This is a genomic window from Nonomuraea sp. NPDC049695, assembly GCF_040674955.1.
GTDB lineage: Bacteria > Actinomycetota > Actinomycetes > Streptosporangiales > Streptosporangiaceae > Nonomuraea > Nonomuraea helvata.
On record NZ_JBFANV010000017.1, the window covers coordinates 93,873 to 107,016 of the forward strand.

The window sequence follows — 13,144 nt, forward strand, 5'->3', positions numbered from 1 at the left end:
GCGGAGGGGGCGGAGACCTAGGCTGGCGGGCATGGATCCGGTCAGCGCCGCGCGTGCCCTCGTCGAGGACATGTTCCCGGGAGCCCTGTACGCCTTCGTCGGCGGCAGCGCGCTCACCGAGCACCGCACCAGCACCTCCGACCTCGACGTCGTGGTGGTGCTCGACGGTCTGCCCACCCCCTATCGCGAGTCCCTGCGCTGGCACGAGTGGCCCGTCGAGCTGTTCGTGCACAGCGAGACCAGCCTGCACGCCTACCTCGACAAGGACTTCGACCGGCGCCAGCCGAGCCTGGCCCGCATGTGCGCCGAGGGCGCGGTGGTGACCGACCGGACGAGCGGCCGGGCCAGCGACCTCCAGGCGGCGCTGAGCGAGCGCCTGGCGGCCGGACCGGGCGGGCTGACCAGCTCGCAGGCCGAACGGTCCAGATACGCCCTCTCGGACCTCCTGGACGACCTTTCGGGGGCCACGGATCCGGGCGAGCAGACGTTCATCCGCTGGCAGGTGGTGCAGGAGACGGCCAGGATGGCGCTCGGCCTGGGGCGCAGGTGGCAAGGGAGCGGCAAGTGGCTGCTGCGCGAGCTGCGCGCCCACGACCCGGAGCTGGCCGAGAAGCTGCTCGCCGCCCACGACGACTCCCTACGGCTGTCCGGCGTGGCCTCGGACGTGCTGGAACGCGCTGGAGGGCGCCTCTGGGAGGGTTACCGGGCCGAGGGGGACCCCTTCCACCAGCCGCTGCGTCACGTGCCCTCTGGGGAGCTCTCAGGCGAAACGGCGCAGAGCTCCGGCATGCGCCGGCTGGCCGCGATCAGCGGCGCCACGGCCGGGTCCTCGCGCCTGTGGATGGGCCAGACCCACGTCGCCCCCGCCACCCGCTCGTCCGACCACCATCACGGGGCCTCGGAGACGGCCATTTACGTGGTCAGCGGCACGCCGTCGTTCGTGTTCCTGGAGGACGACCGGGAGGTGCGCCTGGACACGAAGCCCGGCGACTACATCTTCGTGCCGCCGTACGTGCCTCATCGCGAGGAAAACCCCGATCCGTCCCAGGAAGCCGTGGTGGTCATCGCCCGCAGCACCCAGGAGGCCATCGTGGTCAACCTCCCCGACCTCCGCCCTCGCTGAGCCGACAGTCGCAGCGGGGAGCGGGTCAGCTGCCCGCGCCGCTGACCCGGTAGACGTCGAACACGCCCTGGATGCTGCGCACCGCCTTGAGCACGTGCCCCAGGTGCTTGGGGTCCCCCATCTCGAACGTGAACTTGCTGATCGCCACCCGGTCCCGCGACGTCGTCACGGACGCGCTCAGGATGTTGACGTGCTGGTCGGACAGCGTACGCGTGACGTCCGACAGCAGCCGCGGCCGATCCAGCGCCTCCACCTGGATCGCCACCAGGAAGACGCTGTCGTCACTCGGCGACCAGCTCACCTCGACCAGCCGGTCCGGCTGCGACTTGAGCTGCTGCACGTTGGTGCAGTCGGCCCGGTGCACGGACACCCCGTGCCCTCGGGTGACGAAACCGACGATCTCGTCGCCGGGCACCGGGGTGCAGCACTTCGACAGGCGTACCCAGACGTCGGCGTCGCCCGCCACGACCACGCCCGCGCCGCCGCCGCGCGGGCGGCCGCGGAGCCGGGTGGGCAGGGAGGTCTCGGCGATGTCCTCCTCGGCGCTGTCGACGCCGCCGATCGAGGCCACGAGCTTCTGCACGACGGCCTGGGCCGCGATGTGCCCCTCCCCCACGGCCGCGTACAGGGCGGACACGTCGGGATAGCGCAGGTCGCGGGCGAGCGCGAGCAGCGCCTCGCCGGACATCAGCCGCTGCAGCGGCAGGCCCTGCTTGCGCATGGCCCGCCCGATGGCCTCCTTGCCCGCCTCGATCGCGGTCTCGCGGCGCTCCTTGGAGAACCACTGCCGGATCTTGTTACGGGCCCGGCCCGACTTGACGAACTTCAGCCAGTCACGCGAGGGCCCGGCGTCGGGCGACTTGGAGGTGAAGATCTCGACCGTGTCGCCGTTGCCGAGCCGGGACTCCAGCGGCACCAGCCGCCCGTTGACCCGCGCGCCGATGCAGCGGTGGCCCACCTCGGTGTGCACGGCGTACGCGAAGTCGACCGGCGTGCCCCCCTCGGGCAGCGCGATGACCTGCCCCTTCGGGGTGAACACGTAGACCTCGGAGACCGACAGGTCGAAGCGGAGCGACTCCAGGAACTCGCCCGGGTCGGAGGTCTCCTTCTGCCAGTCGAGGAGCTGGCGCAGCCAGGCCATGTCGCTGCCCGGCTTGACCTTGCCCGTGGGACCGGCGGAGCCGACCTCCTCCTTGTACTTCCAGTGGGCGGCCACGCCGTACTCGGCCCTGTGGTGCATCGCGTGGGTGCGGATCTGCAGCTCCACCGGCTTGCCCTCGGGACCGATCACCGTCGTGTGCAGCGACTGGTACATGTTGAACTTGGGCATCGCTATGTAGTCTTTGAACCGCCCCGGCACCGGGTTCCACCGGGCGTGGATGGTGCCGAGCGCGGCGTAGCAGTCGCGCACGCTGTCGACCAGCACGCGGATGCCCACCAGGTCGTAGATGTCGTCGAACGCCACGTCGCGGGCGATCATCTTCTGGTAGACCGAGTAGTAGTGCTTGGGCCGGCCCTTGACCACAGCGCGGATCTTGGCCTCGCGCAGGTCGCCGGAGACCTTCTCGATGACCTCCTGCAGGAACAGGTCGCGGCGCGGCGCGCGCTCCGACACCATGCGGGCGATCTCGTCGTAGCGCTTGGGGTAGAGCATCGCGAAGGCGAGGTCCTCGAGCTCCCACTTGATCGTGTTCATGCCCAGGCGGTGGGCCAGCGGGGCGAAGATCTCGAGGGTCTCGCGGGACTTCTGGTGGCGCTTGTGCTCGGGCAGGTAGCGCATGGTGCGCATGTTGTGGAGCCGGTCGGCGAGCTTGATGATCAGCACGCGGATGTCGCGCGACATGGCCACGACCATCTTGCGCACGGTCTCGGCCTGGGCGGCGTCGCCGAACTTCACCTTGTCCAGCTTGGTCACGCCGTCGACCAGGGACCCGATCGTGTCGCCGAAGTCGCCGCGCAGCTCGTCGAGGCTGTAGGCGGTGTCCTCCACCGTGTCGTGCAGCAGCGCGGCGCACAGGGTCTCGTCGTCGGTGCCGAGCTCGGCCAGGATCGTGGCCACGGCCAGCGGGTGCGTGATGTAAGGGTCGCCGGACTTCCGCTTCTGGTCGCGGTGGTGGTAGGCGGCGACGTCGTACGCACGCTCGATCAGGCGCAGGTCAGCCTTGGGGTGGGTGGCGCGGACCGTGCGGAACAGCGGCTCCAGCACCGGATTCATGGCCCCACCCCCAAACCGCCTTCGACGCACCGCCGGAACGCCGGGCGCCTCGGCACCACCGGCGTCGGTTACGTCGGATGCGACCACGTCACGGGGCACACAGACTCCTCACGCAATGGCTCCTCACGTTCGAGTCCAGGCTCCCCAGTGTATCCAGGCGGCGAACCTGGACCGTCGCGGGCCTCGGCTCAGACGATCACGAGGGAGTGCAGCTCCACTCCCGGCAGACGCTCGCGTCCCTTGAGAAAGGCCAGCTCCATGAGCACGGCGATGCCGACGACCTCGCCTCCGGCCCTCTTCACCAGCTCCACCGCCGCCTTCGCGGTGCCGCCCGTCGCCAGCACGTCGTCGACCACGAGAACGCGGTCGCCGGGCCTGAACGCGTCACGGTGGACCTCGATGGTGGCGGAGCCGTACTCCAGATCGTAGGACTCTTCCAGGGTCGCGGCGGGCAGTTTCCCCTTCTTGCGCACGGGCACGAACCCGGCCGCCGCCCGGTACGCCACCGGTGCCGCGAGGATGAACCCGCGCGCCTCGATCCCCACGATCTTGTCCACCTCGGCGAGGCCGGCCAGCTCCTCCACCACGGCCGCCATGGCGACCGGGTCGGCCAGCAGCGGGGTGATGTCCTTGAACAGCACGCCCGGCTTGGGGTAGTCGGGCACGTCCCTGATCTTCTCCAGGATCATCGTGCTGAGCTCGGTCATGACATTTCCTCGCAATTCTCCACCGGCGGTGTGCCGGGCTCCATGATGGTGCATTCCGCCCGCACACGACGACGCCCCCGGCCGGTGAAGACCGAGGGCGTCGTACGTGTGCTCTGGCTACCCCTTGGCTACCGCTGCGCTTTTGGGGCCCTTCGGGCCCTTGCCCCCTCCCGTGGAGGCGAGCCGCTTGGCGATGGCCTGGTACTTCGGCTCCCGCTCCTTCAGCGTCACCAGCAGCGGCGTGGCGACGCAGAGCGAGGAGTACGTACCGACGATCATGCCGACGAACAATGCCAGCGACAGGTCCTTCAGCACGCCCGCGCCGAGCAGCGTGGTGCCGATGAACAGGATCGCCGCCACCGGCAGGATGGCGACCAGCGAGGTGTTCAGCGACCGGATCAGCGTGTGGTTGAGCGCGTTGTTGGCCGCCATCGAGTACGTCATCTTCGACGTGTGGCCCAGCTTGGCCGTGACCTCCTTGATCATGTCGAACACCACGACCGCGTCGTAGAGCGAGTAACCGAGGATGGTCAGGAAGCCCAGCAGGGTCGCCGGCGTGACCTCGAAGCCCGACCACGCGTAGATGCCGGCCGTGATGACGAGGTCGTGGACGAGCGCGACGATGGCGGCCAGCGCCATCTTCGGCTCGAACGCCATCGACAGGTACAGGATGATCGCCAGCATGAACACGCCCAGGCCGATCCAGGCCTTCTGGCCCACCTCACCGCCCCAGGAGGCGCCGATCGAGTCGACGCTGACCTCGCTGGCGGGCACCTTGAGGTCCTTGGCGATCGCAGACTGCACCTGGCTGAGAGTGCCCTCCTGCAGAGTCTCGGTGGTGACCCGCCAGCCGCCCCCGGTCCCGGTGGTCTGCACGATCGGCTGATGCACCCCCTCTGCGGTCAACGTGTCGCGGACCTGCTCGATGGTGGCGGTCGGCGCCTTGAAGGAGAGGACCGTGCCGCCCTTGAACTCCACGCCCAGGTTGAGGCCGTTGATGAGCAGTCCGACCAGCGAGACGAGGAGGAGGAGGCCGGACAGGCTGTACCAGAGCCTCCATTTGCCGACGAAGTCAACGTCGATCTCGCCGCGATAGAGGCGTCGCGCGAGTCCCATCTCAGGCCTCCTGCGGTTTGGTCGGGCGGCTGGACGTGTGCGCCTCGCTCATGCGCTCGGCGTCGAGGCCGGACAGCGGGTGCCCCTTGGCGAAGAACTTCAGCCTCGCCAGCAGGGCGATGAACGGCTTCGTGAACAGGAACACCACCACGATGTCGATCAGCGTGGTGAGGCCCATCGCGAACGCGAACCCGGCCACACCGCCCACCGCCAGGAAGTACAGCACGATCGCGGCGATGAACATGACGGCGTCGGCGATCAGGATCGTGCGCCTGGCACGGACCCAGGCCACCTCGACTGCCGACCGGAGTGTCCGGTGCCCCTCCTTCATCTCGTCGCGTATGCGTTCGAAGTACACGATGAAGGAGTCGGCGGTGATGCCGATCGAGACCACGAGGCCGATGATGTGCGGCAACGAGAGCCGGAAGTTGGCGTTGTGGCCGAGCACGACCACCGCCGTGTAGGTGAGGATCGTGGCGACCACGAGGCTCAGCACCGCCACGATGCCCAGGCCCCGGTAGTAGAGCATCGAGTAGACGACCACGAGCGCGAGGCCGATGGCACCCGCGATCAGGCCGCCCTCGAGCTGGTCCTGGCCCAGGGTCGAGGAGACCGTGACAATGGAACTGCGCTTGAACTTCAGCGGCAGCGCACCATACTTCAGCTGGTCGGCCAGCTGGGTGGCGCTGGTCTGGTCGAAGTTGCCGGTGATCTGGGCCTTGCCGCCCGGGATGGGGCCCTGGATGTTGGGGGCGGTGATGACGACGCCGTCGAGCACGACCGCGACCTGGTTACGCGGCGGCTGGGCGCTGTAGGCCTCCTGGGTGAGCTTGGCCCACGCGTCCGCGCCCTTGCTCTTGAAGTTGAGCTCGACGGCCCAGTTGACGCTGCTCTGGGGGATGCCCGCGGAGGCCGAGTCGATGTCCGTGCCGACGACCTTGGCGACGTCCAGCACGTACTTGTAGCTGCCGTCGCTCTCACAGGCGGCGTACTGCTTCGCCGGGTCGTCCTGGACGCCCTGGCCGCGGTTCTCCGGCTTGGTGCAGTCGAGCTTGTTGAACTGGGCGAGCACCGCGGGGTCGATGCCCTGGGTGTTGATGCCCTGGTCCTGCGCGGTCGGCGTGCTGGGCTGGGCGCTCGGCGCCGCCGTCGGCGTGGCCTTGGCGTTCTGGCCCTTCTTCGACTGCTGCTGGGGGCTCTGCGTCGCAGGGGCCTCCGTGCTGGCGGAGGGCGCCTCCGCCGACGCGCTGGGGGTCGGCGCGGTCAGCGCTGACGACAGCGCCTTGCCCGTCGGGGACGTGCTGGGCTTGGGGGTGGAGACCTGGCTGGACTTGCCGGACTTACCCGACTTGGGGGTGGCGGTCGGGCTCGCCGAGGCCGACGGGGCCGGCGTCGGCGCGTTGGTGGCCAGGTCCTGCGGCGCCTGGGTGGCCGCGCTGGCGAGCACCTGGCGGAAGCGCATCTCCGCTGTGGTGGCGACCAGCTTGAGGGCCTCGCTCTGTCCGACGCCCGGGATCGAGATGACGATGTTGGGGCCGGACTTGGCAACCTCCGCGTCGGAGATGCCGCGTCCGTTGACTCGTTCGCGGATGATGCTGACCGCGCGGTCGAGGATCTCGTCCGGCGGTGCCGCGTTGTTGAGAGTCACAGGGGACAGAGTCATCGTCGTGCCGCCGGCGAGGTCAAGCCCCAGCTTCGGCGTGAACGCCTTCTGCAGGAGCATCGTCCCGCCCAGGGCGAAGATGAGCGCCAGCAGCACCAGGAGCGTGCGCCCCGGTCTGCTGTGGCGGCTTGTCGGTCGGGCCACTGGTCGTCAGTTCTTTCGGGTAGAGGTTTGTCGCAGAGCTTAGTCAGGACTGCTTGGTGCTGGAATCCTGGCCGCCTTCGCGCTCAACGGTGGCTTCGGACTCGTTCTTGCCCTCCTCGCCGGTCTCGCCCTCCTCAGCAGGGGACTCGTCGGACTCGGCAGCGTCGCCCGGCGTGACGACGCGGCCGATCGCGGCCTTCACCCAGCGGGTCTCGATCCCGGGCGCCACCTCGAGGATCACGTCCTCATTCTCCACCGCCACAACGGTGCCGAACAGCCCGGTCGTGGTCATGACCCGGGCGCCGGGCGTCAAGGAGTTCTGCATCTGCGCCGCCTCTTGCTGGCGCTTGCGCTGCGGGCGGATCAGCAGGAAGTAGAAGACCACCACCAGAAGAATCAGCGGCAGGATACTTCCGAGTTGTCCCATGTCCATAAGGGGCACACCCTTCATTGTCGTACAAGGAAGTTGACACCGGCCTCGCGCCGGAAATTCCGTGCGTTGCGTCGGGCCGCGCCGCATCAGCCCGTCAGCCTACACAGCCAGCCAAGCCACGGAGTGTAGGCGCTTGTTGCGAAACGCGGCAACGAAGCAGCGTTTCGGCGCGCGGGGAAGTTCCCATTGTGAAACGGTTGCAACCGTTCTGTGATCAGTCGGAAAGGGATGCTCCGAACGCGTCGGGGGGCGGGGTCATGCCGAGATGGCTCCAGGCGGCCGCGGTCGCGACCCGGCCGCGCGGGGTTCTGGCCAGCAGGCCCTGGCGTACGAGGAACGGCTCGGCCACCACTTCGACGGTCTCCGGCTCCTCCCCCACGGCCACGGCGAGGGTGGACAGCCCGACCGGGCCGCCGCCGAACTTCTTCAGCAGCACGCCGAGCACCGCCCGGTCGAGCCGGTCGAGCCCTTCGGCGTCGACCTCGTACAGATTGAGCGCCGCCGCGGCGATTTCCCGATTTATCACCCCATCGGCTCTTACATCCGCAAAATCCCGCACCCGCCGGAGCAGCCGATTCGCGATTCGCGGCGTCCCCCGGGAACGCCTGGCGATTTCGTGCGACCCTTCTTCCGGCAGCGTGACGCCGAGCAGCGTGGCCGAGCGGTAGAGCACCTGTTCGAGCTCGCCGACCTCGTAGAAGTCCATGTGAGCGGTGAACCCGAACCGGTCGCGCAGCGGCGCCGGCAGCAGCCCTGCTCGGGTGGTGGCGCCGACGAGCGTGAACGGCGCGATGTCCAGCGGGATCGCCGTGGCACCCGGCCCCTTGCCGACGACGATGTCGACCCGGAAGTCCTCCATGGCGAGGTAGAGCATCTCTTCGGCGGGCCTGGCCATCCGGTGGATCTCGTCGATGAACAGCACCTCGCCCTCGGTGAGCGTGGAGAGAATGGCGGCGAGGTCGCCGGCCCGCTCCAGCGCGGGCCCGGAGGTGATCCTGAGCGGCGCGTTGAGCTCCGCCGCGATGATCATGGCCAAGGTGGTCTTGCCCAGCCCCGGCGACCCGCTCATCAGCACGTGATCGGGCGGCCGCTGCCTGCGCAGCGCGCTCTCGAGCACGAGGGAGAGCTGCTCGCGCACGCGGCCCTGGCCGATGAACTCGCTCAGCCGCTTGGGCCGGAGCGCCGCCTCGATCTGCAGCTCGTCGCCGCCGGTGTCGGGCGACACCAGCTCCCGGTCAACCCCCACGTCCCCACCTCCTCCAGGCACCGTCGGCACCGCCGTGAGGGCGAGCGGCGGGCACGGTCACGTTGGCACCGCTGCCAGAAAAAGCGGCGGGTACGGACGCGTCAGCACTGCCGTGAGAACGAGCGGTCGCATCGGCCCCGTCGTGGGAGCGGGGGTCGCGGGCGGTCATCGCAGGCTCAGCGATTGGAGCGCGGCCTTCAGGAGCGCGGCGACCTGGGGCTGACGGCCGGCGGCGAGGTCGGCGTCGGCGCGCGGCTCCACGGTGGCCACGGCTTCGTCGGCGTCCTTGCTGGAGTAGCCCAGCCCCACCAGCCCCGAGTGGACCTGCTCGCGCCAGGCCGCCACCCGCCGCTCCCCGTTGAGCGCGGCGTTGACGGTCTCCTCGGGCGTGCCGAGCCGGTCCTTCAGCTCCAGCACGATCCGCTGCGCCCCCTTCTGCCCGATCCCCGGCACCTGCGTGAGGGCCTTGAGGTCGGCGCCGGCGACGGCGACGCGCAGGGCGTTGGGCGTGTGCACGGCGAGCATCGCCAGGGCCAGCTTGGGACCGACCCCGCTGGCCGTCTGGAGCAGCTCGAACACGGCCCGCTCGTCATCCGTGGCGAACCCGTAGAGGGTGAGCGACTCCTCCCGCACCACCAGCGACGTGGCCAGGCGCGCCTCCTCGCCGATCCGCAGCGTGGCGAGCGTGCCGGGGGTGCAGTGAGTGAGGATGCCGACGCCACCGACCTCGATCACGGCTCCGTCGGGAGCGATCGCGGTCACCTTGCCCGCCACCGACGCGATCACAGCCCACCATCCTTCCATGCCGCCACGGCCCGCACGCCGCCGCCGAGAGTCCCGGCAAGAGACCCGCCAAGAGTCCCGGGAAGAGTCACAGCCCGACATCCTCTCGCATGACCGGCGACGACGCGCCGCGGGCACGCGGTGCGGCGGCGCATCGCATCGCCCGTCTCCCGGAAGGTCACGACCTGGCGTCCTTCCTGGTGGCCCTGGCCAGGGCCGCGGCGAGGCGGTGCTGGGCGCCGCCGCGCCAGACGTGGCAGATGGCCAGGGCGAGGGCGTCGGCCGCGTCGGCGGGCTTGGGCATCTCCGTCAGGCGCAGCAGCCGCGTGACCATGGCGCCGATCTGCTTCTTGTCGGCCGTGCCGCTGCCGGTGATGGCCGCCTTGACCTCGGACGGCGTGTGCAGCGCCACCGGCAGCCCGCGCCTGGCCGCGCAGAGCACGGCGATCCCGGCGGCCTGGGCGGTGCCCATGACGGTGCGTACGTTGTGCTGGCTGAAGACGCGCTCGACCGCCACCGCGTCGGGCCGTACGTCGTCGAGCCACTGCTCGATCCCGGCCTCGATGCCGACGAGCCGGGTGCCGAGCTCCTCATCGGCTCCCGTGCGCACCACCCCGACGGCCACCAGTTGCAACGGCGCGCCAGGACGCCCCTCCACGGCGCCCACGCCGCACCGGGTCAGCCCCGGATCGACGCCCATCACCCGCACCGGCCCACCCCTTACGCGCTGCCGAACACCTGTTCGGCACGAGACTCTACCCCGGCGGAGGTGCCCACGCACCGTGAATCGCCCGGACACCAGGCCCCGTACGCCCAGGGCGGATCAGAAGGAGTCCAGCATGTACGGCTTGGCGGCGAAGGCAGTGTCGAGGGCCTCGTCGTACCGTTCGTCGCCGGACATGAGCCCGCACATCCGCAGCGTGGCCGTCGGAACCCCGGCGTACAGCGCCGAGAACCCGTTCACGCTGAGCACGGCCCCGGCCTCGGAGACCTCGGTGGCCGAGCCCGAGCCGCCCGCGAACTCCAGCCGCCACGTCCCCCCGCTCCCCAGCGGGTCCTCCACGGTGACGACGGCGTCGCAGGCCACGTACGCCGGATAGCCCCGGCGCTCGACGGCGGCGGCCACGTCCAGCACCCTGAACATCCACCGGGCCTGCGTCACCTTCTCCTTGGACCGCTCCCGCAGCAGCCACAGCACCGGGTCGTCCGGCGCCACGGAGGCGACGACGTCGCGCGCGACCGAGGAGGCGCTGCCCACCACGGACCACAGGGCCCTGGCGGTCTCGCCGGAGCCGGCGACGAGGTTCTCGACCGAGATGGCGTCGCCGTGCCACCGGTAGACGGCGAAGCCGTCCTCGGCGAGGTAGAGGAAGTCGTCCGGGTTCCCCAGCCACAGGCTCCAGGTGGCCTCGTCCCAGGAGATGGGCCCGCTGGAGCGGGCGGCGGCGTGGACGCGGTGGAGCACGGAGACGACCTCGGCCGCGTCTCCCGGGCCCATCCTGCGCAGCTTGACCTGCCCGGACGGCCGGATCCCGCGCAGCGACTCGGCGGGGAGCGTCACGGTGTGCTGGGCACCGGCGTGTTCGTAGCCGATCGAGCGGTAGACGGGCGTGGTCGCCGGGAAGAGGGCGGAGACCGCGTCGCCGAGCGCGGTGGCCCGTTCGACGACGGCCCGCATGAGCTGCGAGCCGAGGCCGCGGCCGCGGTCCTCGGGGCTGATGGTGACCCCGGCGACGCCCGCCATCGGCTGGGGCCTGCCGTGCCACCACTGGGTGAACCGGCGCAGCCGGGCGGCGCCGGTGAGCCGGGAGCCGTCGAACGCGCCGAGGTAGCGGCCCTCGCCGAGCGCCGGGTGCACCGCCTGGCGCCACCTGTCGCGATCGCTCGCGGGGCTCGGGCCGAACGAGCGCTTGCGGAGGTCGAATACGTCGTCCAGGTCTTCAGGAGTCAGGTCGCGGATTTCCACGAGGACCAAACCTATGCGGCGGGGGCAGGCGGTCGCGAACCCTTTGTCGTGATGACGAGCCTGTCGAGGTAGAGCAGCTGAGCGGCCGCGACGGCGATCAGCGCGAGGGCGACGACGATCAGCGGCGTGGCGGCGCCGACGTCGGGGCCGGCGGCGGAGAAGCCGCCCAGCTGGACCAGTTGCGCGACCTGCGAGGTGTACAGGGCCGGCTTCTGGGCCACGAGCAGCGGCCAGAGGAGGTCCTGGGCGTTCACCAGGGCGACGGCTCCGGCGAGGATGCCCGCCATGGGGAGCGACGGGATGAGGACGCCGCCGAAGAAGTCCTTGTCGGTGCGCTCGGCGAGCCCCTTGCAGAGCAGGGTGAGCACCAGCAGCGCGGGGACGCTGACCAGGAGGGGCGGGAAGAGGGCCAGGAAGGAGTCGATGAGGCCGATGTTGCGGACGGTCTGCCAGTTCGCGACGCCCAGCGGCCCCGGGCCGACGAACAGCCACGGCGCGAACACCAGCAGCAGCCACTCGCTCCCCCGCCCGAGCGGCCGCAGGCCGCCGATGCCGAGCGCGGCCAGATAGGCGACGCCGACCGAGACGATCGCACCGGCGACCGCGGGCACCCAGGTGTTCACCTGGGCGCGGAAAGCTCCCGCCGGGCTGTCGGGCGAGGCGAGCACGCCGTCGATCCACGGCCAGGCGCACACGAGGGCGACCGCCACGAAGACGACCAGCGCCGCCACCCCGACGGCCACGCCGACGGGGCCGGACCCGCGCTCGGCGGCGGCCTCTCCGTCGCCTTCCCCTGCCGCCGGCGTGACGCGCGGCGTCAGCGTGATGCTCAGCCGGGAGACCACCACGATGACGATCGCGACGATGCCCAGCACGCCGAGGATCACCCCTGTGAGGGTCGCAATGGACGCGCCAGGGCCGAACTCGGCCATCCTGAAGGCGTGGTCGTACTCGAGGCCCGCGAGCGTCTCTGTGGAGCGCTCAGGGCCGCCTCTGGTGAGCACGAGCCCCATCGAGAACGCCTGGAGCCCGACGGCGACCATGGTGATCGCGAGGAGTGTCCCCACGACCAGCATCCCGGACGCCACACCACCACCACGCGAACCGGGGGCACCCTGAACGATCCCGCCGTACGGGACAGAGCCGTCGTATGCGACGGACCCGGCGCGCAAAGCGGGCAGGAACGCCATGACCGCCAGCGCGCACACCACCCCGAACGTGGCCGCGGCGACGATCAATCGGAGCGCTCCAGGGGCGGTCGCCGGCTCGCGCAGCCCCTGGGCCAGGCCGGCCAGGCCCGAGGCGTCCGGCAGCAGCCCGCGCATCCACGCCGCCGCCACCCCCACCGGCGAGAACGTGACGACGGCCAGCGACAGCGCGATCCGCCCGGCCTGCCGCGGCCACTCGCCCGCCCGGTCGAGCGCGATCGCCAGCAGCGGCGCCACCACCACGGCCACCAGCAGCGGCACCACGGCCAGCGACAACGTGAACCACAGCGCCCGCCAGACCTCCCCCGTCCTCGCCAGCTCGTGGTAGTTGTCGACCCCCACGAAGTGGCTCTCCGTCAGGACGCCGCCGCTCTGGAAGCTGAGCCAGATCGTCTGGACGGTCGGCAGCACGAGCGTGATGAGGGTGCCGAACAGCGCGGGCACGGCCAGCAGCCAGCCGAGCGCTCGAGAAGGTGCCTGTGTCGGGGTGGGGGAAGTCACGTCGCCCGACCCTACGCTGCCCCGCCGCGTTCGCGCATC

The 13,144-nt window shown here is 70.6% G+C and carries 11 protein-coding genes; 1 reads left to right on the forward strand and 10 read right to left on the reverse strand.

What is annotated here, in order from left to right; translation table 11 throughout:
* Nucleotides 1–31: 31 nt before the first annotated feature.
* Nucleotides 32–1,123 (forward strand): cupin domain-containing protein, encoded by a 1,092-nt coding sequence (locus tag AB0J64_RS17665; protein ID WP_364027730.1) that lies wholly within the window; start codon nucleotides 32–34, stop codon nucleotides 1,121–1,123.
* 25 nt (nucleotides 1,124–1,148) lie between these two features.
* Here the strand turns inward: AB0J64_RS17665 and AB0J64_RS17670 are convergent, their stop codons facing one another.
* The 10 genes from AB0J64_RS17670 to AB0J64_RS17715 all read right to left on the reverse strand — a co-directional run bounded on the left by AB0J64_RS17670 (nucleotide 1,149) and on the right by AB0J64_RS17715 (nucleotide 13,105).
* Nucleotides 1,149–3,338, reverse strand: a complete 2,190-nt coding sequence (locus AB0J64_RS17670) for a bifunctional (p)ppGpp synthetase/guanosine-3',5'-bis(diphosphate) 3'-pyrophosphohydrolase (RefSeq protein ID WP_364027733.1) — start codon at nucleotides 3,336–3,338, stop codon at nucleotides 1,149–1,151.
* Between the two features lie 188 nt (nucleotides 3,339–3,526).
* Complete coding sequence (locus AB0J64_RS17675; protein ID WP_344994779.1) at nucleotides 3,527–4,045, reverse strand: adenine phosphoribosyltransferase; 519 nt, start codon at nucleotides 4,043–4,045, stop codon at nucleotides 3,527–3,529.
* Nucleotides 4,046–4,162: 117 nt separating this feature from the next.
* Nucleotides 4,163–5,161 (reverse strand): protein translocase subunit SecF, encoded by a 999-nt coding sequence (secF, locus tag AB0J64_RS17680; protein WP_364027737.1) that lies wholly within the window; start codon nucleotides 5,159–5,161, stop codon nucleotides 4,163–4,165.
* Nucleotide 5,162: 1 nt separating this feature from the next.
* The gene (gene secD, locus AB0J64_RS17685) at nucleotides 5,163–6,968 is read right to left on the reverse strand and encodes a protein translocase subunit SecD (protein ID WP_364027740.1); all 1,806 of its coding nucleotides are present in this window, start codon (nucleotides 6,966–6,968) and stop codon (nucleotides 5,163–5,165) included.
* Between the two features lie 43 nt (nucleotides 6,969–7,011).
* Nucleotides 7,012–7,401, reverse strand: coding sequence for a preprotein translocase subunit YajC (gene yajC, locus AB0J64_RS17690; RefSeq protein ID WP_364027743.1), 390 nt, complete (start codon nucleotides 7,399–7,401; stop codon nucleotides 7,012–7,014).
* Nucleotides 7,402–7,615: 214 nt separating this feature from the next.
* Nucleotides 7,616–8,647 carry a Holliday junction branch migration DNA helicase RuvB gene (gene ruvB / locus AB0J64_RS17695; RefSeq protein ID WP_364027746.1) on the reverse strand — a complete coding sequence of 344 codons (1,032 nt, stop codon included), beginning with the start codon at nucleotides 8,645–8,647 and terminating at the stop codon, nucleotides 7,616–7,618.
* A gap of 165 nt (nucleotides 8,648–8,812) precedes the next feature.
* Nucleotides 8,813–9,433, reverse strand: a complete 621-nt coding sequence (gene ruvA / locus AB0J64_RS17700; RefSeq protein ID WP_364027749.1) for a Holliday junction branch migration protein RuvA — start codon at nucleotides 9,431–9,433, stop codon at nucleotides 8,813–8,815.
* A gap of 175 nt (nucleotides 9,434–9,608) precedes the next feature.
* The gene (ruvC, locus tag AB0J64_RS17705) at nucleotides 9,609–10,139 is read right to left on the reverse strand and encodes a crossover junction endodeoxyribonuclease RuvC (protein ID WP_364027752.1); all 531 of its coding nucleotides are present in this window, start codon (nucleotides 10,137–10,139) and stop codon (nucleotides 9,609–9,611) included.
* A 114-nt stretch (nucleotides 10,140–10,253) separates the two neighbouring features.
* Nucleotides 10,254–11,396, reverse strand: coding sequence for a GNAT family N-acetyltransferase (locus AB0J64_RS17710; protein WP_364027755.1), 1,143 nt, complete (start codon nucleotides 11,394–11,396; stop codon nucleotides 10,254–10,256).
* Nucleotides 11,397–11,407: 11 nt separating this feature from the next.
* Nucleotides 11,408–13,105, reverse strand: coding sequence for a hypothetical protein (locus AB0J64_RS17715; protein ID WP_364027758.1), 1,698 nt, complete (start codon nucleotides 13,103–13,105; stop codon nucleotides 11,408–11,410).
* Nucleotides 13,106–13,144: the final 39 nt, after the last annotated feature.

What these genes read in the sequence shown, in the direction of transcription:
- AB0J64_RS17665 (WP_364027730.1), top strand. Translation starts at nt 32, where the DNA reads ATGGATCCGGTCAGCGCCGCGCGTGCCCTCGTCGAGGACATGTTCCCG.
- AB0J64_RS17670 (WP_364027733.1), bottom strand. Translation starts at nt 3,338, where the DNA reads ATGAATCCGGTGCTGGAGCCGCTGTTCCGCACGGTCCGCGCCACCCAC.
- AB0J64_RS17675 (WP_344994779.1), bottom strand. Translation starts at nt 4,045, where the DNA reads ATGACCGAGCTCAGCACGATGATCCTGGAGAAGATCAGGGACGTGCCC.
- secF (WP_364027737.1), bottom strand. Translation starts at nt 5,161, where the DNA reads ATGGGACTCGCGCGACGCCTCTATCGCGGCGAGATCGACGTTGACTTC.
- yajC (WP_364027743.1), bottom strand. Translation starts at nt 7,401, where the DNA reads ATGGACATGGGACAACTCGGAAGTATCCTGCCGCTGATTCTTCTGGTG.